This is a genomic window from Actinoplanes sp. NPDC049548, assembly GCF_040676695.1.
Lineage (GTDB): Bacteria > Actinomycetota > Actinomycetes > Mycobacteriales > Micromonosporaceae > Actinoplanes.
This window is the reverse complement of record NZ_JBFAPM010000011.1, coordinates 79,971-96,504: the sequence shown is the minus strand read 5'-3', so window position 1 is coordinate 96,504 and position 16,534 is coordinate 79,971. Positions and strand designations below refer to the sequence as shown.

The window sequence follows — 16,534 nt, the reverse complement described above, 5'->3', positions numbered from 1 at the left end:
CCGACAGGAGCAGCTCATGTGCACCGAGGAATGTCTGCGCCAGGCCCGCGGCGGGCGGATGTCCCGTCGCGCCGCACTCATCGGCGCCGCCGCCGTGGCCGGCGGTGCCGCCCTGCCCGGACCCGCGCAGGCGGCGTCGCCGCTGACCGGCCGCCGGCGCGGCCTGCGTGACCTCACCTACCCGCTCACCACCACGTTCCCGGCGTTCGCCGACGGCGAGGAGGCCCGCCGGCGCACCTACGTGACCATCGAGGACGACGGTTACTACATGCAGGAGTGGCGGCTGGTCGAGCACACCGGCACCCACGTGGACGCGCCGGGGCACTTCACACCCGGCGGGCGGCTGTCGACGGAGCTGACCCTCGAGGAGCTGATCGTCCCGGCGGTCGTGGTGGACATCGCCGGCAGGGCCGCCGCCGATCCCGACGCCGAGGTCACCGTCGGCGACCTGCGGGCCTTCGAGCGCCGGTACGGCCGCATCCCGCGAGGCGCGGCCGTGCTCATGCACTCCGGCTGGGGTGCGAAGGTGGGGTCGGTGGACGCGTACCGGGGCACCGACGCCGGCGGCGTGCTGCACTTCCCCGGCTTCAGCGCGGACGCCTGCGAATGGCTGCTGGAGAAGCGCGCGGTCCGGAGCCTGGGCGTCGACACGCTGAGCATCGACCCGGGCCGCTCCGAGGACTTCCCCGTGCACGTCACGCTGACCGGAGCGGACCGCTACGGCCTGGAGAACCTCGCGAACCTCGCGTCGATCCCGCGGCACGGCGCCACAGTCGTCGTCGGCCTGCTGCCGTTCGAGGAGGGGTCCGGCGGCCAGGCGCGCATCTTCGCCGTCTGGTGACTTCGGGCGGGTGACTCCCGGCGAGCCGATCACGGGGATCGCGGCTATTCTCGGGCAGATGACCAGGAACACCTTGGTCGCGTACGAGGACGTCACCACCGACGGACTGCTCGTCGCGGCGCTCGACGGAGATCTCGACCTCGACTGCGCCGACGAGGTGCGCGACAGCCTCGCCGCGGCCGCCCGGGGCAGCGGCTGCCGCTACCTGCACGTCGACGTCAGCCGGCTGACCTTCATCGACTCGTACGCCCTGGGCGCTCTCGTGAGCGCACGCAACTCGGCGGCGGCGGCCGGCGTGACGCTGACGCTGGTCGACCCGTCCCAGCCGGTGCGCAAGGCGATCCAGGTCACCGGCCTGGCCGACGTGTTCGGCCTGCCGCCCGCCGACTGAGAGGCTGCCTCGCCGGTCGCGGCGGCCTCGGCGGGCACCGGGGCGCGCTCAGGACGACCGGGGGTGGGTGACCACCACGACCGGCCGCGGGGACTTCTTGATCAGGTCGAGCGGGACGCTGCCCAGCAGGCGCTCGGCCACCCGCGGCCGGGTGCTCGAGCCCACCACGATCAGATCGGCCTGCTGCTCGTCGGCGAACGCCAGGATGCGCTCGAGCGGCCGGCCGGGCAGCACGGTCCGCGTCGCCTCGACGCCGGCGGCGGCCAGCCGGTCCACCGCGGCCGTCGCGGCGCGTTCGGCCCGCTCGGTGAAGACGCCGCGGGGCGCGGCGGCGAGGCGCTCGATCTCGACCTCGTCGACGGCGACCACCGCCACCGTGCCTGAGGTCTGCCGGGCCAGTCCGGCGGCCGCGTCGGCCACCCACGGCTCGTCGGCTTCCGGGTTCGCGGCCAGCACGATGCGCATGGCACCGATCCTGCGGCACGGCCCCGCCGAGAACAAGACATGCTCGACTTATCGGCCGAGGTGTACGACGCTCGAAACCGGGGAGGTACGCGACCATGGCAGAGGCGGGCACCCAGGACGCGACCACGACCGGCGGCGAGCCGGCGCTCAACCGGGTGATCGGCCCCGGGTTACTCCTGCTCTTCGTGGTCGGCGACATCCTCGGCACGGGCGTGTACGCCCTCACCGGCAAGGTTGCGGCCGAGGTGGGCGGCGCGGTGTGGCTGCCGTTCCTGCTCGCGTTCGTCGTGGCGCTGCTGACCGCGTTCAGCTACCTCGAGCTCGTCACCAAGTACCCGCGCGCGGCCGGCGCGGCCCTGTACACCCACAAGGCCTTCGGCGTGCACTTCCTGACCTTCATGGTCACCTTCGCGGTGATGTGCTCCGGGCTGACCTCCGCGTCCAGCGCCTCGAAGGCCTTCGCCGGCAACTTCGCCGAGGCGTTCGACCTGTCGCTGGGTGAGGGGCTCGGGCTGACCGCGGTGGCGATCGCCTTCATGACCCTCATCGCACTGATCAACTTCCGGGGCGTCGGCGAGAGTGTCAAGCTCAACGTCCTGCTCACGTGCGTGGAGCTCACAGGCCTGCTGATCGTCATCGGCATCGGTGCGTGGGCGCTCGGCGGCGGCGAGGGAGACCTGTCGCGGCTGGTGGAGTTCCACGCGCCGCCGGGTGAGAACGCGTTCCTCTCGGTCACCGCCGCGACCGCCCTCGCGTTCTTCGCGATGGTCGGCTTCGAGGACTCCGTCAACATGGCCGAGGAGACGAAGGACCCGGTGCGCATCTTCCCCAAGGTGATGCTCACCGGGCTGTGCATCACCGGACTGATCTACGTGCTGGTGGCGATCTCGTCGATCGCCCTGGTCACGCCCGCCGACCTCGGCGAGGGCGACGCGCCGCTGCTCAAGGTCGTGTCGGCGGGGGCGCCGGCGTTCCCGCTGACGATCTTCGCCTTCATCACCATGTTCGCCGTGGCCAACTCGGCGCTCATCAACATGCTGATGGCCAGCCGCCTGCTCTACGGCATGGCGAACGAGCGGGTGCTGCCGAGGGTGCTGGGCCGGGTGCACCGCTCCCGGCGTACGCCCTGGGTGGGAATCGTGTTCACCACGCTGGTGGCGTTCGGGCTGATCTGGTTCGCCGACCTGGCGGCGCTGGGCGGGACGACGTCGCTGCTGCTGCTCTGCGTCTTCACCATCGTCAACGTTGCCGTGCTGGTGCTGCGGCGCGACCGGGTCGAGCACCGGCACTTCCGCGCCCCGACGGTGATCCCGGTGCTCGGCGCGGTCCTCTGTGCGTACCTGGCCAGCCCGTTGTCCGGCCGCGCCGGCAGCGACTACCGGGTGGCGGGCGTGCTGTTGGTGATCGGCATGGTGCTCTGGGCGGCGACCTACGCCCACCACCGCCTCACCGGCGACCCGGCCCGCGCCGCCTGAGGCACGCCGCCCTCAGCGGCCGTCCTGACCTGCCCGCCGGCCCGCCTGAGGCGCACCGTCCTCACCCGCTCGCCGGGCCCCCGCCGCCCTCAGCGGCCGTCCTCACCCGCCCGCCGGACGTTGCCGGCGATCGCCTCGACGATGCGCGGCCACAGCGCGCGCGGCAGGTCGTGGCCCATCCCGGGCACGGTGAGCAGCCGCGCGTCCGGGACCGCGGCGGCCGTCGCCCGGCCGCCGCTCACGTCGACCAGCGGGTCGTCCTCGCCGTGGATGACCAGCGTCGGCACTCTCACCTGCCGCAGACCCGGAGTGCGGTCGGGCGAGGCGAGCACCGCCGCATACTGCCGCAGCGTCCCCAGCGGACGGTAGGACCGGTCGTACTTCGCCGACGCCCGGCGCAGCAGCTCCTCCTCGGCCGCGGGGAAACCGGGCGAGCCGATCACCCGGGAACCGGAGACCGCGTTGGCGAGGACCTCCTCACGGGTGGTCACCGGCGGGCGGCCGAGCAGCGCCGCCGCCTGCGGGGTCGGGCGGCCCACGGCACGGTCACCGGTGGTCGACATGATCGAGCAGAGGCTCGCGACCCGCTCCGGATGGTCGATGGCGAGCTGCTGCGCGACCATGCCGCCCAGCGAGGCGCCCACGACGTGCGCCCGGGCGATGCCGAGCTCGTCCAGCAGGCCCGCGGTGTCCGCCGCCATGTCGGCCAGCAGGTAGGGCACCGAGGACGGGTCGCCGGAGCGCAGGGCGGTCAGGTCGGGAACCCCGAGCTCGTCGAGGATCGTGGACAGGCCGGTGTCACGGTTGTCGAAGCGGACGACGTACAGGCCCTGGCCGACCAACAGCTCGCAGAACTCCTGCGGCCAGTCGATGAGCTGCGCGCCCAGGCCCATGATGAGCAGCAGCGGTGGTGCCGCCGGGTCGCCCAGTGTCTCGTACGCCAGCTCGACGCCGTTGGTCTTCGCTACGGGCACGTCGCCACCTCTCCTCGGATCCGGCGGGACCTGCCACGTTATCGACGTCAGTGGATGACCGCCAGGTGACGTTCGACGCGCTCGGCGACCGCCGCCAGGTACGGCCCGCGCAGATGGTCCACCCGCGCGTTCCACGAGCAGGGGCCGTGCCGCCGCAGCATCTCCGCGCGCCGGTCCGTGACGCTCACCCGGTCGCCGCGCGGGCCCACCGTCTGGTCGGCGTACGTCAGCGCGTCCGACACGAGGCCTTCCTCGTACGGGTACGCCGCGAGCCGCTCGGCCAGCCCGCGCGCCGCCGCCACGAACCGCGCCCCGGAGTGGTGGGCGACGTACGCGGCGATCGACAGTGGCCAGCCGTGCCCGGCGATGTGGTCGGCGCCGTCGAGGGGGTGGAAGCCCGTGACGACGGCCGGGGCGGCGTACCCGATGTCGTGCAGCCAGGCCGCGGACACCAGGATGTCGGCGTCGAGGTCGAGCGCGGACGCCAGCTCGCCGGCCCGCTCGGCGACGCCCCGGGTGTGCCGCCAGCGATCGCCCATCGTGCCGAGCAGTCCGAACGCGACCTCCCGGGCGGCCGAGGCGAGGACCGGTGTGCGTACCGTCATCGGCGGATCGTCGTCCTCGAAGGTGAACGGAACCTTGCCGAGCCGTGGCCGCCGGCTGAATCACCCGGTCGTGCCGTACCGGGGTCCTCGGACCCTGGCCGCGGCCGCGGAAACGCGCCATGCTGAAAGTGACGCTAACCACACGCGTCGTCCGAGGACGGGTGAACCATGACCACAGGACTGTCCGGAACCGGCGTGAACGCCGGAGATGTCGCCTCAGCGATCCTCAAACTGACCACCACACGGCGCAACGCGGGGGCCGGTGACACCGGGGAGGCCGTCGTCGTGCCGGGATGCGCCCGTCCGGAGCCCCGCGCCGCAGTCGTCGCGGCCGTCTGCGACGACGCCACGTGCGGTCCCGTCCTGCGGTACGCCGCCGCCGAGGCCCGCCGGCGTTCCGTCCCCCTGCGCGTCGTGCACGTCTGGGGCGGGCGCGGCTCGGCGCGGGAGGCGATGTGCGACGCCGATCGGCTGCTCTCCGCGGTCCTCTACGACCACCTCGGCGACGACGAGGCCGCCGCGGCCGAGCGCGAGATCCGGCACGACGACGATCCGGCCCGCGCCCTGTGCGCACTCAGCTCGGGCGCCTCCCTGCTCGTCGTGGCGGCGCGCGGCGATGACCACGGCGGCGAACCCCTCGGGCACACCGTGCAGGGCCTGATCGGCGCGACGCGCTGCCCGCTCGCCGTGCTCCCGCCGGCGGGCGGCTGATCGAGCCCGCCGGCCCGGGCGTCAGCCTCCGGTGGCCGCCGGTCCGGTGTCCGGAGGCACGGCGAGCGGATGCCGTTCGTCGTCGCGGGCGGCCAGGATCTCCATCGCGCGTACGTACTGCCGCCGGGTGATGTCACCGGTGGCGAGCTGGGCGACCAGGGCGCCCTCGAGCGTCTCGGGCTCGCGGGCCGGCTCACCGGCGCCGCTCCCGGCATCGCTCCCGTCCGGCCGGTCGGTCGGGTCCGGCCACAGGACCTGGACGAACGCGGCGAGGAGGGCGACGGTGATGATCAGTGTCAGCAGCATCGGGCCTCACCTCCGCGGGACATGTTCGTCCCCCGCCCGCATGAACGACAGAGGCCTATGTCCCGAATGAGCATCACCCGATGAGACATGTCCCCCGGGCCTGACACCGAGGGCCGCCCCGGCAATGCTGGGCTCGGACCCAGCACCGGCAGACGGGAGGAATGATGATCGCGCACACCGGAGACCGGCTCGTCCTGAAGGGAATCCACCTCGGCGACCCCCAGCGGGTCGGTGTCATCGTGGACGTCCCGCACCCCGACGGCACCCCGCCGTACCGGGTCCGCTGGCTGGGCACCGACCACGAGGCGCTGGTGTTCCCCGGCCCGGAGGCCCACGTGGAGTCGCCCGCCGGGTGACAATTCCCGGCATGGCTGACCGACGGGGACCACTGGCCGGCGTCCGGGTCGTCGAGCTCGCCGGGCTCGCGCCGGCGCCTTTCGGGTGCATGATGCTCGCTGACCTGGGCGCGGACGTGGTGCGGGTGGACCGGCCCGGCCCGCCGGCCGCCGACCCGCTCGCACCGCCCCCGGGCGGCCCGTTGCAGCGCAACCGCCGGGTCACCGCGCTCGACCTCAAGTCGCCGCCCGGGGTGGCCGACCTGCTGCGCCTCGCCGACCACGCCGACGTCCTGGTCGAGGGCTACCGGCCGGGCGTCGCCGAGCGTCTCGGCTTCGGACCCGAGGTGTGCCTGCGGCGCAACCCCCGTCTCGTGTACGCCCGCATGACCGGCTGGGGCCAGCACGGCCCCCTGGCGCACCGCGCCGGCCACGACATCGACTACATCGCGCTGGCCGGCGTGCTGGAGCCGCTCGGCCGCGCCGGGGCAGCACCGCACGCGCCGATGAACCTGCTCGGCGACTTCGCCGGCGGCGGGATGCTGCTCGTCGTGGGGGTGCTCGCCGCCCTGCTGGAACGGGAACGCTCCGGTGCCGGGCAGGTGGTCGACGCCGCCATGGTCGACGGTTCCGCGCTGCTCACGGCGTTCCTGCACGGCCTCGTCGGCACCGGGCGATGGGACGGGCCGCGGGGCACCAACCTGCTGGACGGCGGCGCGCCGTTCTACGACACGTATGCCACCGCGGACGGCGGGTTCACGGCCGTCGGCGCGCTGGAACCGGCGTTCTACGCGAACCTGCTGGCGGGCCTCGGCCTCGACGGCGACACCGGCCTGCCCGAACAGTACGACCGTGCAAACTGGCCGGTGCTGCGGCAGCGCTTCACGGAGGCGTTTGCGGGGCGTACGCGAGACGAGTGGGCCACGGTCTTCGACGGCCTGGACGCCTGCGTGACGCCGGTGCTCTCGCCGGTCGAGGCACCCGGGCACCCGCACCACCATGAGCGCGGCACGTTCGTCGCCGTCGGCACCGAGCTGCAGCCGGCCCCGGCGCCCCGCTTCGGCCGGACACCCGCGGCACCGCCACGCCCGGCGCCCGACCCGGACCGCGACCGCGTCGAGGTGGCGGACGTGCTGCGGGACTGGGGTCAGCCCTCCCGGCGGAACGGCGACGTGCCGTAACGGGCGGCGACCGCGGCCTTGAGGCCGCCCGGCGCCGCCTTCGCCTCCCGCTCGGCCCGCAACACCCGCAGCTGGGCGGCCGCGTCCCGGTCCCAGGCCGCCAGGCAGTCCTCCGGTACGAGGTTCGCCGCCGCCACGATGGCCCCGGTGGCGCCCAGCCACCCGGCGTACCCCAGCAGCGCCGCCGCACCGGAGTAGACCGCGCCGTCCCAGCCCAGCTGAAGCTCCGCGCCGAGGCGGACCGGGTCGCCGCTGGAGTCCTTGATCCCGCTCACGGGCAGCGTGGCGAGCACGTCGACCGGCACCGGCCCACCGGCCACCGGCGGGAAGTGGTACGCCAGCACCGGCAGCGAACCGGCGGCCTCCGCGACCGCGGCGTAGAAGGCACCCAGGTCGCCGCCGAGCCGCGGCGGTGCCACGAGGACCGCGTCCGCGCCCGCCTGCGCCGCCGAGCGTACCCGTGCCGCGGCCTGACCCCGCCACTCGCCGGAAGCACCCGCCAGCACCGGCACGCCGGGGCACGCCTCCCGCACGGCGGTGACCAGCGCGACCCGTTCGGCATCGGTCAATGTGGACGCCTCGCCCGTGCTGCCGTTCACCAGCACCGCCCGCAACCCGGCCGCGACCAGCCGGGCGGCGTGGGCGGCCGTCGCGGGTGCGTCGATGCCACCGTCGGCGTCGAACAGGTTGACCAGCGCCACGGCCGGCCCCTGCCAGAGCGCTGCAGTCATGCCGCCAGCCTACGGCTCACCAGTCGAACTCGAGGCCTCGCGCTGTCCCTCCGGGCAGCAGCGAGCGGCCGGTGTAGCGCCAGGTCTGCACCACCACGTAGCGATGCCCGTGCGGCGCGGCCAGGTCCGCAGGGCCGCACGTCTGCTGCAGCGCGAAGTCGGTGAACATCAGCCCCTCACAGGTGTACGGGCCGGCCACCACCTCGTCGGTCCGGGCGTCGCGCACCGTCAGCGAGACGTCGGCCTGCACTCCCGGCGTGGCCTCCATGTGGCCCATCACCCGCACCTTGCCGCCCAGGGCGTGGCACGGCTGGGCGAGGACCGGGTGGCCGACATCCCACTCGTACTCCTCGCCGCACCGGTACGGTCCGAACGCGACGTCGGCGTCCCCGCTCACCTTGCCGGCGCCGGTGTCCACCCCGGCGCCCACCGACGCCGCGACATCGGGGCCGGCACCGTCCGCGGAAGCGCGGTGCGCGGCGAGGCTGGGCACGTCCGAGCCCGTTCCGCGGGCCCCGACCGCGGGCGCTGCCCCGGTGGCCGTCTTCGCGGCGGGCAGCGCGGACCGGTCCGGAGCGGCCGGGGCGGTTCCCGGGAGCGCCGCCTGGTTGCCGGCCGCGCGGTTCTCCTGCACCTGCCACGCGCTGTACCCACTGAGGACCGACCCGGCGACCGTGCCGGCGACCAGGACGGCCAGCGCGCCCCGGCGGCCCCACGCCCAGCTGCGGGGACGGTTCGGAGGCCGGCGCCTGGGCCGGGACCGGGCACCCCGCGGCGGCGTCACGGCGGACACGGCGGCCTCCGGGGCGGCCGGCGGGGCGGTCAGCGCCGGTACGCCGGCCTGTTCCTCGCGCAGGTCCCGCAGCATGACCTCCAGCTCCGCCGCTGACGGCCGGGTCGCCGGGTCCTTGCCGAGACACCGGCCGATCACCCGCCAGACCGGGTCCGGCATGCCGTCCGGGCGCCGGGGCGCCTCGTCGAGATGTCCGCGCAGGACGGCGAACGGCTCCCCCGTGTACGGCGTACGGCCCGCCACGAGCTCGAACAGGACGATGCCGAGGGCGTACACGTCGGCGGCGGGCGTCGCGTCGCCGCCGCTGATCGCCTCCGGGGCCATGTAGTGCGGCGTTCCGATCACCGCGTGCGGGGTGGTCACCCCGGGGGCGTCCAGGACCCGGGCGATACCGAAGTCGGTGAGCCGCACGTCGGCCCGCTCGGCGCGGACGTGCAGCAGGATGTTGTCCGGCTTGACGTCGCGGTGCACCACCCCCAGCGAGTGGGCCTGGGCGAGCGCCGCGGCCACCTGGGCGAGCAGCCGCGCCGCCTCGGCCGGCTCCAGCGTGCCGGCGGCGCGCAGCCGTTCCCGCAGGCTGCCGCCGCCCACGAAGTCCATGGCCAGCGCGAGCGACTCCCCCACGCTGAACAGGTCCCGGACGCCGACGATGTGCTCGTGCCGCAGCATCTTGAGGATCGACCGCTCCTGCACGAACCGGGTGACCAGCTTGGGCTGGCGCAACAGGCCCTCGTGCAGCAGCTTCACCGCCACCTGGTCGCCGGAGTTCTGCTCCAGACCGCGCCAGACCGTCCCGGTGGCGCCCTGCCCGACCGGGCAGATCAGGACGTAGGAGCTCCCGACGCAGCGCCCGCTGAGATCGATCGTCGCGGCCTCACCGGACGCTGAGGGGATGTACGACACGTGATGTCGGATCCTTCCGTCTTCCGCGCGGCGCCGCGCGTTTGTCGGCGGGGCTTGTCGGCCGGGTTCGTCCGGCCGCGTCTGTCGGCGGGGCTCGTCCGGCCGGGTTCGTGCGGCGGCGCTTGTCGGCGGGGCTTGTCCGGCCGCGTTTGTCGGCGTGGCGCCGACGATCGTGGTCGTCGATGCGCGTGCCGACAAGGGATGCACGCCCGAACTGTCAGCAGCCGCGAGCCCCGCCACGGCGCCGTCACCGCGGTCCGGCAGCCTCGTTGGGCAGGGTTGCGCCGCGGCGCGATGTGGCGTTCGTCGCTTGTCCCGGCGCCGGCCCGAAACGGGACTAGCATCCGATCCAGCACCATCGTTCAGCGTGCTCCGGGGTCGGTGAAAGTCCGAACCGGCGGTGACAGTCCGCGACCCGACCGCAGCCGGCGGCCGGTTGACCCGGTGGAATTCCGGGACCGACGGTGAAAGTCCGGATGGGAGGCAGCACGCGGACGGTTCGTCACCCGCGTGCGCGGTCGCTCCCCGGCGTGCACCTCTGTCCGCACACGGAGGTGGTCCGGATGCACTGGCTGGACACGATGCTGACCGCGTTCTACGACGCGAAGTGGCAGGTCACCGACACTCAGGCGATCTACTACCGGGAGATCGTCGGCAACGCCTTCGGCCTCGGCTCGGCCCTGTTCGGCCTGCGCCGCAGCGCCTGGGCGTGGCCGGTGGGAATCGTCGGCAACGTCCTGCTCTTCACGGTGTTCCTGGGCCAGGCGCTCGGCAACGACCAGGGCACCCCGCTCTACGGCCAGGCATCCCGCCAGGTCTTCTTCATCGCCACCAGCGTCTACGGCTGGTGGCGCTGGCGCCGCAACCGCCTCGACCCGGGCGGCGCGGCGGTGGTGCCGCACTGGGCCACCCCCCGCCAGCGCGCGGTGGTCCTACCCCTGGCCCTGGCCGCGGTGGTCCTCTGCTTCTTCGTCTTCCGCGCCGTCGGAGCGGGCTTCCCGGTCCCGTGGTGGTACTACCTCGCCGACTCCTGGATCTTCGTGGGCTCGATCCTGGCGACGTATGCGATGGCCCGCGGCTGGGTCGAGTTCTGGCTCTGCTGGATCGCGGTCGACCTGGTCGGCGTTCCCGAGCTGCTGCACTTCCGCTACTACCCGTCAGCCGTCCTGTACGCGGTCTACGCCGGGTTCGTCATCTGGGGCTTCGTGGTCTGGCTGCGGCTGTCCCGCACGGCCCAGCCCCAGCGGCTCGACTCCCCCGCCATGGAGACGGTCGGGTAGGGCTCCCCGCAGGAAGAGGTCGACGATCTGTCCGGCGGTCGGCGCGGACCGGTCCGCGCGGATACCAGCGGTCATGCCGAGGAACGCTTCGGCGAGGACGTCGGCGGGAAGGCGCAGGCGTTCCTCATCCGGCGGGATCCACCAACGCGGCCATGGTCTTGGTCATCATGGCCGCGCAGGCCCGCATGACGGCCTCCTTGTCGGCGAAGACCGCGCGGAGCTCGGTCTCGGCGATGCCGGCCGCCCGCGCGATCTGTGCCATGGTCAGCGCCTCGTGCTCCCCGAGGAGCGGAAGGACCGCCCGGGCGATGGCCTCGTCCTCTCCGGTCATCTTCCCGAGGCTAGTCCTGGCGACGGCGGGGTTCCCAGGCGCTGGGGGCGGTCCAGTGGCGGACCATGGCGACCACGCGGAACAGGAACGCGAACGTCGCCGCGCCCGCCGCGACGACGGGTGTCGCGAGATCGGCCTCGTGCGCGACGGCGACCATGACGGCGCCGACCGCGGCGGGAATGGCGTAGAGCTCGGTGTCGACCACCAGCAAGGCGGGCGTCTCCCGGGCGGTGATGTCGCGCAGCACGCCGCCGCCGACCGCGGTCGTGATGCCGAGCAGCACCGCCTGGACCGGCCCCAGGTGGAAGTCGAGCGCCTTGAGGGTGCCGGTGACGCAGAACAGTCCCAGGCCCGCGGCGTCGAAGACGAGCACGGTGAACGTCAGGCGCCGCACCAGGGGATGCGCGAAGAAGGTGACCACCGCCGCGACCAGCGGAATCACGAGGTAGGCCACGTTCGTGAAGGCTGCCGGAGGCGTGTCCCCGATGATCAGGTCGCGCAGGATCCCGCCGCCGAGCGCGGTGAGCAGAGCCAGGATGACGATCCCCACGGCGTCGAAGCCCTTGTGTACGGCCAGCAACGCGCCGGACGTGGCGAACACGTAGATGCCGACGAACTCGAGGACGGTGACCATGGCTCCCGACATCCCGTCAGTGTGGCGCGGTAGCGTCCCCTCATGTCGCTAGACGCCGTTGCGGCGCTCGGGGAACCGGTGCGCCGGGCCGTGTACGAGTACGTCGGGGCGTCCCCGGAGCCGGTGAGCCGCAACGACGTGGCCGGCGCCGTCGGCATCGGCCGCACCCTGGCCGCGTTCCACCTGGACAAGCTGGTCGACGCGGGGCTGCTCGAGGTCGCGTACGGTCCCCGTACCGGTGGACCGGGCGCGGGTCGCCCGCCGAAGCTCTACCGACGCTCGCGCGCCGAGTACGCGGTCTCGATCCCCCCGCGCGACTACCGCCTGCTGGCCGACGTCCTGGCGACAGCGGTGGAGGACCTCGGCGCGGAGCCCGCCGTCTACGCCGCAGCGCGGGAGCAGGGCGCGAAACTCGCCGGCGGACCGCTGCTCGAGCGGCTCCGGGCCCTCGGGTACGAGCCGGTGACCGATCCGGACGCCGTCGTGCGGCTGCACAACTGCCCGTTCCACGCCCTGGCGGAGGCGTACCCGCCGCTGGTCTGCGGGTTGAACCTCGCGTTGCTCGAGGGCCTGGTCGGCGACGAGGGGCACGTGGCCCGCCTCGATCCGGGTCCGGAGGGCTGCTGCGTCACCATCACGTCTAAAAACAATTCTGCTTGACATAGAGCGATAGGCTGCTCGGCATGACGGCCCACCACCTCGCCCAGCTCAACATCGCGCGCTTGCGCGCACCCCTCGACAGCCCGGAGCTCGCCGACTTCGTAGCGCTGCTCCCCGAGATCCACGGCCTGGCCGACCGCCACCCCGGCTTCGTGTGGCGCCTGCAGGACGAGTCCGGCGACGCGACCGCCCTGCGGCCCTTCGAGGCCGACGTGATCGTCAACCTCACGGTGTGGGAGTCCGTCGAATCCCTGCGCGACTACACGTACAGGTCGGGTCACCTGGAGCCCATGCGCCGGCGGCGCGACTGGTTCCTGCCGCTCGACCGGCCGCACCTGGTGCTGTGGTGGATCCCCGCCGGCGAGGTGCCGACCATCACGCAGGCGAGCGACCGCCTCGACCTGCTGTCCCGCACCGGCCCGTCGCCCGAGGCCTTCACGCTGCGCCAGCCGTACCCGGCACCCGACCCCCTCGCCGTCTGATCCGCCACCGCCGTGGGATCGGACTGGATCTGGGAGATCCGCGTGCCGGCACGGGTCGCGCCGCGGACGGCCCTCCATGACGTGTACGCCCTGGCGAGCCGGCGCGGCATGCACCCGCACCGCCCCGACGGGCTGATCAACCTGTTCACGAACCCGGACGCCGACCTGCGAACGGTCGACGATCCGCAGCGGGCGCTGGACGCCATGGCGACCGGCGCCGAACACGGTCAGCTGTGGACGGGCGACGAGGTCGACATCTTCCTCAACCTGGAGGACGGCCATCTGATGTGGGCGCTGGACGCCACCTTCTGCCACCGCCGCCCCACACCGGAGGCCGAGGCGTTCCGCGAGCTGCACCGCCGCCTGACCGGCCTGTGGCTCGACGTCGCCCAGCGCCTGGACGCCGAGCAGGGCAGGGTCCTCGACGAATGGTCGATGGAGCAGGTGTGGGACCTGGGCATCCACGACGCGGAACACCCGGTCGGCGGATGGCCGGCGGAACTCGGCTGGTGGACCTACCTGGGTACCGGTCTCGATCTGCCGGCCTCCCCGGCGGCAGACGTCACAGCCGGGGCGCGCCGGCTCGGCAACGGCGCCCTGCTGGTCAACCTCCTCGACGACCCCGCCGCTGTGGACCCCGTGCGCTACGCCGATCTGCACGTCCGCTGGCTGGCCGCACCCCGCCGTCCAGGCACGTAGCGCGAACTCCTCCGGCTCGCCGACGACGCCGGTCCGCCGTGGCGGAGTTCACCGATCACGGCCGGAGGTCTGCCTCAAGGCACCCGGGATGGCGTCGATGGTCTCGGTGAAGAGACCTTCCAGATCGAGGAGCATTCATCCGATGGTGAGCCGTATGCGGGTCGGGAGCCGGCTTGCCGTGTCGTTCGGGCTGCTGATCGTGTTGCTCGGCGTGACCGCCGGAGCCGGCTGGGCCGGCATGCGCACCCAGGACAGGGTCGGCGAGGATCTGGCGAAGCTGGCGGCGGCCCGGGAGGCGGTGCAGCAGTTCCTCTACCAGGTCGCCGAGGTGACCGGCTGGCAGGGACTGGTCATCGCCGAGGCCGGCACGGTGGGCGGTGCCGCCGCCACCGAGCCCACCGCCTACAACAGGGCCGGCGAGCTGGCGTCCAAGGCGGCGCTGTATCAGGCGCTGGACGCTCTGGAGACGGTGCCGCTGACGGCCGGCGAACGGGCCACGGCGGCGCCGCTGCGGTAGATCTGGGACACCTTCTTCCGCGCCGATGACGAGATCATGGCGCTGCTGCGCCAGGACACCGCCGCGGGCCGCAGGGCCGCCATGAAGAGCGTCAACGAGGGTGCCTCGGATCACGCGTACACGGGGACCATCGACATCGCCGACCGCCTGCAGGACTCCACCGCCGGCCGGCAGAAGGCACTTGCCGAGGAGATGGACGACGCCCGTCGCTCCAGCAACGCCGCCCTCTTCGGCACGCTGGGAGCCGCGATCCTGCTCGGAATCGTCGCCGCGGTGGCGGTCACCCGGTCCATCGTGCGGCCGCTGCGTGCGGTCGTCGGCACCCTGGCCCGGCTGGCCGAAGGTGACCTCACCGCCCGCGTCGGCCTTCGCCGCCGCGACGAACTGGGCCTGCTGGGCGCTGCGGTCGATCGCAGCAGCCAGTCGCTGCAGACGGCGGTGCGGCAGGTGCTGGAAGGCGCCGGAGCCGTCGAGCAGATGTCCGCCCGCGTATCGGGCATCGCCGACCGGATGACGACCTCGGCGGACGTGGCGCGGGCCCAGGCCACCGAGGTGTCGGCCGCCGCCGGGGACGTGCTGACCAGCCTGCGCACCGTCGTCGACGGGAGCGCCGACGTCAGCAACGCCATCGCCCGCATCGCCAGCAGCGCCGAGACTGCCACGGAGGTGGCCGGCGAGGCGGTGGCGGCCACGGCGGACACCGGTCGTACCATCGCCCAGCTCGGCGAGTCCTCCGCCGAGATCAGCAACATCGTGGGTCTCATCACCGGGATCGCCGCCCAGACCAACCTGCTCGCCCTCAACGCGACGATCGAGGCGGCCCGGGCCGGAACCCACGGCAAGGGCTTCGCCGTGGTGGCGGGCGAGGTCAAGGACCTGGCCCAGGAAACCGGCCGGGCGACCGGCGACATCACCGGCAAGGTGCAGGCGATCCGCAGCGGGACCGGCTCCGCCGTCGAAGCCATCGATGCCGTCAAGGACGTCATCCGCCGCATCGAGGGTTTCCAGGAGACGATCTCCGCAGCCATCGATGAGCAGACCGTCGCCACTCGCCACATCAACGAGAACCTGCACCAGGCGGCGGACAGCAGTGCACGCATCACGGACACCATCGCCGTGCTGGCTGCCAGCACCGATGTCACGGCCCGGGAGGCCGACACCGCCCGAGCAGCCGCGACCGAACTGGCCGCCGCCAGCGCGGCACTGCGAACCGCCATCGCGGAGTTCACCGCCTGACCGCGACGGTGTCCGCGGGCCCCCGGCGCGGGTCCCGCGGCGCTACTTCGCGACGGCGTAGGTGCCACTTCGCCGCGTCGTAGGAGCTACTTCCCGGCGGCGTAGGAGCGGAACGCTTCGACGGCGCGGCCGGCCAGGGCGGGGCCGTGCCCGAAGACGGCGTGCTCGAAGTCGAGGGCGGCGAGCCGTCCCACGCTGCGCCGCTCCTCCTCGAGGTCGGCCGACACCATCTTCGGCGCACTGCCGATCCTGCCGCTCCGGCCCCCGGCGGCCGCGTCGCCGGCGAAGAGGACGCCGCCGTCCCGGTCCAAAAGGTACGACAGGTGGCCCGGGGTGTGCCCGGGCGTGTGCACGGCGGTGAACCCGGGCAGAGGTGAGGCCACGGCGGTGGTGATGACCTCGTCCACCGGCGCCGGTTCGGCCTTGCCCAGGACCAGGCCGACCAGCCTCACCACCGGATGCCGCACGACGAACTGGGCTTCCCCGGTCACGTACGGAACGTCGTCGCGATGGGCGACCACCCGCGCCCCGGACCGGCGCCGCACCTCGGCGAGCCCGCCGGTGTGGTCGACGTGATGATGGGTCAGCAGGATCGTGCTGACGTCGCCGATCTTGCGCCGGATGTCGTGCAGGGCCCGCCCGATCCGCGCCGACCGGCCGGGCAGCCCGGTGTCCACCAGGACGACGCCGTCGTCCGTCACCACCAGGTGGACGTGAACATAGCCGATACCGACTTCGAAGACCCCGTCCACCACTTCACGCATGGCGAGATCATGCCACTTCGGACGGCGGCGCTACCGATCCGCGCCGCGCGGCACCCCCGAACGGTGGCCCCGCATCACTGCGCCGGTGTCGTCGCCCGGGCGGGACGTGCCTTCTGGGCGGGACGCGCCTTCTGGGCGGGACGCGCCTTCTGGGCGGGACGCGCCTTCTGGGCGGGACGCCTTCGGAGCGGGACGCCTTCCGAGCGGGACGCCTTCCGAG

Annotated in this window: 21 protein-coding genes and 1 riboswitch; of the genes, 12 read left to right on the top strand and 9 right to left on the bottom strand. The window is 73.4% G+C overall.

Features of this window, described 5'->3' with window-relative positions:
- Positions 1-16 precede the first annotated feature (16 nt).
- Both AB0J80_RS22090 and AB0J80_RS22085 read left to right on the top strand, forming a co-directional pair.
- Complete coding sequence (locus AB0J80_RS22090) at positions 17-841, top strand: cyclase family protein (protein WP_364707786.1); 825 nt, start codon at positions 17-19, stop codon at positions 839-841.
- Between the two features lie 58 nt (positions 842-899).
- A complete protein-coding gene (locus tag AB0J80_RS22085; protein WP_364707783.1) occupies positions 900-1,232 on the top strand; it encodes an STAS domain-containing protein in 333 nt (110 codons plus the stop codon).
- A 48-nt stretch (positions 1,233-1,280) separates the two neighbouring features.
- Here AB0J80_RS22085 and AB0J80_RS22080 read toward each other — a convergent pair whose 3' ends face one another.
- On the bottom strand, positions 1,281-1,697 hold the full coding sequence (locus AB0J80_RS22080) for a universal stress protein (protein ID WP_364707781.1): 417 nt from the start codon (positions 1,695-1,697) through the stop codon (positions 1,281-1,283).
- 95 nt (positions 1,698-1,792) lie between these two features.
- Between AB0J80_RS22080 and AB0J80_RS22075 the strand changes: the two genes are divergently transcribed.
- Positions 1,793-3,172 carry an APC family permease gene (locus AB0J80_RS22075; RefSeq protein WP_364707779.1) on the top strand — a complete coding sequence of 460 codons (1,380 nt, stop codon included), beginning with the start codon at positions 1,793-1,795 and terminating at the stop codon, positions 3,170-3,172.
- Positions 3,173-3,261: 89 nt separating this feature from the next.
- On the opposite strand, the gene AB0J80_RS22070 is transcribed toward AB0J80_RS22075, so the two are convergent.
- Positions 3,262-4,146, bottom strand: a complete 885-nt coding sequence (locus AB0J80_RS22070; RefSeq protein ID WP_364707776.1) for an alpha/beta hydrolase — start codon at positions 4,144-4,146, stop codon at positions 3,262-3,264.
- Positions 4,147-4,193: 47 nt separating this feature from the next.
- The gene (locus tag AB0J80_RS22065) at positions 4,194-4,751 is read right to left on the bottom strand and encodes an HD domain-containing protein (protein WP_364707774.1); all 558 of its coding nucleotides are present in this window, start codon (positions 4,749-4,751) and stop codon (positions 4,194-4,196) included.
- Between the two features lie 168 nt (positions 4,752-4,919).
- Here AB0J80_RS22065 and AB0J80_RS22060 point away from each other — a divergent pair, with 168 nt between their 5' ends.
- Positions 4,920-5,462, top strand: a complete 543-nt coding sequence (locus tag AB0J80_RS22060) for a universal stress protein (RefSeq protein ID WP_364707772.1) — start codon at positions 4,920-4,922, stop codon at positions 5,460-5,462.
- A 21-nt stretch (positions 5,463-5,483) separates the two neighbouring features.
- Here the strand turns inward: AB0J80_RS22060 and AB0J80_RS22055 are convergent, their stop codons facing one another.
- Positions 5,484-5,768 carry a hypothetical protein gene (locus AB0J80_RS22055; RefSeq protein WP_364707770.1) on the bottom strand — a complete coding sequence of 95 codons (285 nt, stop codon included), beginning with the start codon at positions 5,766-5,768 and terminating at the stop codon, positions 5,484-5,486.
- A 164-nt stretch (positions 5,769-5,932) separates the two neighbouring features.
- On the opposite strand from AB0J80_RS22055, the gene AB0J80_RS22050 reads away from it, so the two are divergent.
- Together AB0J80_RS22050 and AB0J80_RS22045 are read left to right on the top strand one after the other, a co-directional pair.
- Positions 5,933-6,124 (top strand): DUF1918 domain-containing protein, encoded by a 192-nt coding sequence (locus AB0J80_RS22050; protein ID WP_364707768.1) that lies wholly within the window; start codon positions 5,933-5,935, stop codon positions 6,122-6,124.
- 11 nt (positions 6,125-6,135) lie between these two features.
- Positions 6,136-7,284, top strand: coding sequence for a CaiB/BaiF CoA-transferase family protein (locus AB0J80_RS22045; RefSeq protein WP_364707766.1), 1,149 nt, complete (start codon positions 6,136-6,138; stop codon positions 7,282-7,284).
- Here AB0J80_RS22045 and AB0J80_RS22040 read toward each other — a convergent pair.
- Both AB0J80_RS22040 and AB0J80_RS22035 read right to left on the bottom strand, forming a co-directional pair.
- A complete protein-coding gene (locus tag AB0J80_RS22040; protein WP_364707763.1) occupies positions 7,251-8,015 on the bottom strand; it encodes a dihydrodipicolinate synthase family protein in 765 nt (254 codons plus the stop codon). The genes AB0J80_RS22045 and AB0J80_RS22040 overlap by 34 nt on opposite strands.
- Positions 8,016-8,031: 16 nt before the next feature.
- Positions 8,032-9,711, bottom strand: a complete 1,680-nt coding sequence (locus tag AB0J80_RS22035) for a serine/threonine-protein kinase (protein WP_364707760.1) — start codon at positions 9,709-9,711, stop codon at positions 8,032-8,034.
- Between the two features lie 363 nt (positions 9,712-10,074).
- Positions 10,075-10,205: riboswitch (FMN riboswitch) on the top strand.
- Positions 10,206-10,274: 69 nt separating this feature from the next.
- Here AB0J80_RS22035 and AB0J80_RS22030 point away from each other — a divergent pair.
- Positions 10,275-10,991: a nicotinamide mononucleotide transporter family protein gene (locus AB0J80_RS22030; protein WP_364707757.1), complete on the top strand. Its 717-nt coding sequence runs from the start codon at positions 10,275-10,277 to the stop codon at positions 10,989-10,991.
- Positions 10,992-11,115: 124 nt separating this feature from the next.
- Here AB0J80_RS22030 and AB0J80_RS22025 read toward each other — a convergent pair whose 3' ends face one another.
- Positions 11,116-11,322, bottom strand: coding sequence for a hypothetical protein (locus AB0J80_RS22025; RefSeq protein WP_364707754.1), 207 nt, complete (start codon positions 11,320-11,322; stop codon positions 11,116-11,118).
- Positions 11,323-11,332: 10 nt separating this feature from the next.
- Positions 11,333-11,968, bottom strand: coding sequence for a trimeric intracellular cation channel family protein (locus tag AB0J80_RS22020; RefSeq protein WP_364707752.1), 636 nt, complete (start codon positions 11,966-11,968; stop codon positions 11,333-11,335).
- A gap of 30 nt (positions 11,969-11,998) precedes the next feature.
- On the opposite strand from AB0J80_RS22020, the gene AB0J80_RS22015 reads away from it, so the two are divergent.
- The 5 genes from AB0J80_RS22015 to AB0J80_RS21995 all read left to right on the top strand — a co-directional run bounded on the left by AB0J80_RS22015 (position 11,999) and on the right by AB0J80_RS21995 (position 15,550).
- Positions 11,999-12,616, top strand: a complete 618-nt coding sequence (locus AB0J80_RS22015; protein WP_364707749.1) for a helix-turn-helix domain-containing protein — start codon at positions 11,999-12,001, stop codon at positions 12,614-12,616.
- Positions 12,617-12,639: 23 nt separating this feature from the next.
- Positions 12,640-13,098 (top strand): DUF3291 domain-containing protein, encoded by a 459-nt coding sequence (locus AB0J80_RS22010; RefSeq protein ID WP_364707747.1) that lies wholly within the window; start codon positions 12,640-12,642, stop codon positions 13,096-13,098.
- A gap of 42 nt (positions 13,099-13,140) precedes the next feature.
- Positions 13,141-13,797, top strand: coding sequence for a hypothetical protein (locus AB0J80_RS22005; protein WP_364707745.1), 657 nt, complete (start codon positions 13,141-13,143; stop codon positions 13,795-13,797).
- 142 nt (positions 13,798-13,939) lie between these two features.
- Complete coding sequence (locus AB0J80_RS22000; protein ID WP_364707743.1) at positions 13,940-14,314, top strand: hypothetical protein; 375 nt, start codon at positions 13,940-13,942, stop codon at positions 14,312-14,314.
- A gap of 36 nt (positions 14,315-14,350) precedes the next feature.
- Entirely contained in the window at positions 14,351-15,550 is a 1,200-nt protein-coding gene (locus tag AB0J80_RS21995) for a methyl-accepting chemotaxis protein (RefSeq protein ID WP_364707740.1), read from the top strand.
- Between the two features lie 86 nt (positions 15,551-15,636).
- Here the strand turns inward: AB0J80_RS21995 and AB0J80_RS21990 are convergent, their stop codons facing one another.
- On the bottom strand, positions 15,637-16,314 hold the full coding sequence (locus tag AB0J80_RS21990; RefSeq protein ID WP_364707737.1) for an MBL fold metallo-hydrolase: 678 nt from the start codon (positions 16,312-16,314) through the stop codon (positions 15,637-15,639).
- Between the last annotated feature and the right edge of the window lie 220 nt (positions 16,315-16,534).

Bases quoted from the DNA above. Each gene is read 5' to 3' on its own strand.
- AB0J80_RS22055 (WP_364707770.1), bottom strand. From the start codon at position 5,768: ATGCTGCTGACACTGATCATCACCGTCGCCCTCCTCGCCGCGTTCGTC.
- AB0J80_RS22040 (WP_364707763.1), bottom strand. From the start codon at position 8,015: ATGACTGCAGCGCTCTGGCAGGGGCCGGCCGTGGCGCTGGTCAACCTG.
- AB0J80_RS21995 (WP_364707740.1), top strand. From the start codon at position 14,351: ATGGCGCTGCTGCGCCAGGACACCGCCGCGGGCCGCAGGGCCGCCATG.
- AB0J80_RS22010 (WP_364707747.1), top strand. From the start codon at position 12,640: ATGACGGCCCACCACCTCGCCCAGCTCAACATCGCGCGCTTGCGCGCA.
- AB0J80_RS22060 (WP_364707772.1), top strand. From the start codon at position 4,920: ATGACCACAGGACTGTCCGGAACCGGCGTGAACGCCGGAGATGTCGCC.
- AB0J80_RS22090 (WP_364707786.1), top strand. From the start codon at position 17: ATGTGCACCGAGGAATGTCTGCGCCAGGCCCGCGGCGGGCGGATGTCC.
- AB0J80_RS22000 (WP_364707743.1), top strand. From the start codon at position 13,940: ATGGTGAGCCGTATGCGGGTCGGGAGCCGGCTTGCCGTGTCGTTCGGG.
- AB0J80_RS22030 (WP_364707757.1), top strand. From the start codon at position 10,275: ATGCACTGGCTGGACACGATGCTGACCGCGTTCTACGACGCGAAGTGG.
- AB0J80_RS22085 (WP_364707783.1), top strand. From the start codon at position 900: ATGACCAGGAACACCTTGGTCGCGTACGAGGACGTCACCACCGACGGA.
- AB0J80_RS22015 (WP_364707749.1), top strand. From the start codon at position 11,999: ATGTCGCTAGACGCCGTTGCGGCGCTCGGGGAACCGGTGCGCCGGGCC.
- AB0J80_RS21990 (WP_364707737.1), bottom strand. From the start codon at position 16,314: ATGCGTGAAGTGGTGGACGGGGTCTTCGAAGTCGGTATCGGCTATGTT.
- AB0J80_RS22045 (WP_364707766.1), top strand. From the start codon at position 6,136: ATGGCTGACCGACGGGGACCACTGGCCGGCGTCCGGGTCGTCGAGCTC.
- AB0J80_RS22020 (WP_364707752.1), bottom strand. From the start codon at position 11,968: ATGTCGGGAGCCATGGTCACCGTCCTCGAGTTCGTCGGCATCTACGTG.
- AB0J80_RS22025 (WP_364707754.1), bottom strand. From the start codon at position 11,322: ATGACCGGAGAGGACGAGGCCATCGCCCGGGCGGTCCTTCCGCTCCTC.
- AB0J80_RS22065 (WP_364707774.1), bottom strand. From the start codon at position 4,751: ATGACGGTACGCACACCGGTCCTCGCCTCGGCCGCCCGGGAGGTCGCG.
- AB0J80_RS22075 (WP_364707779.1), top strand. From the start codon at position 1,793: ATGGCAGAGGCGGGCACCCAGGACGCGACCACGACCGGCGGCGAGCCG.
- AB0J80_RS22080 (WP_364707781.1), bottom strand. From the start codon at position 1,697: ATGCGCATCGTGCTGGCCGCGAACCCGGAAGCCGACGAGCCGTGGGTG.
- AB0J80_RS22050 (WP_364707768.1), top strand. From the start codon at position 5,933: ATGATCGCGCACACCGGAGACCGGCTCGTCCTGAAGGGAATCCACCTC.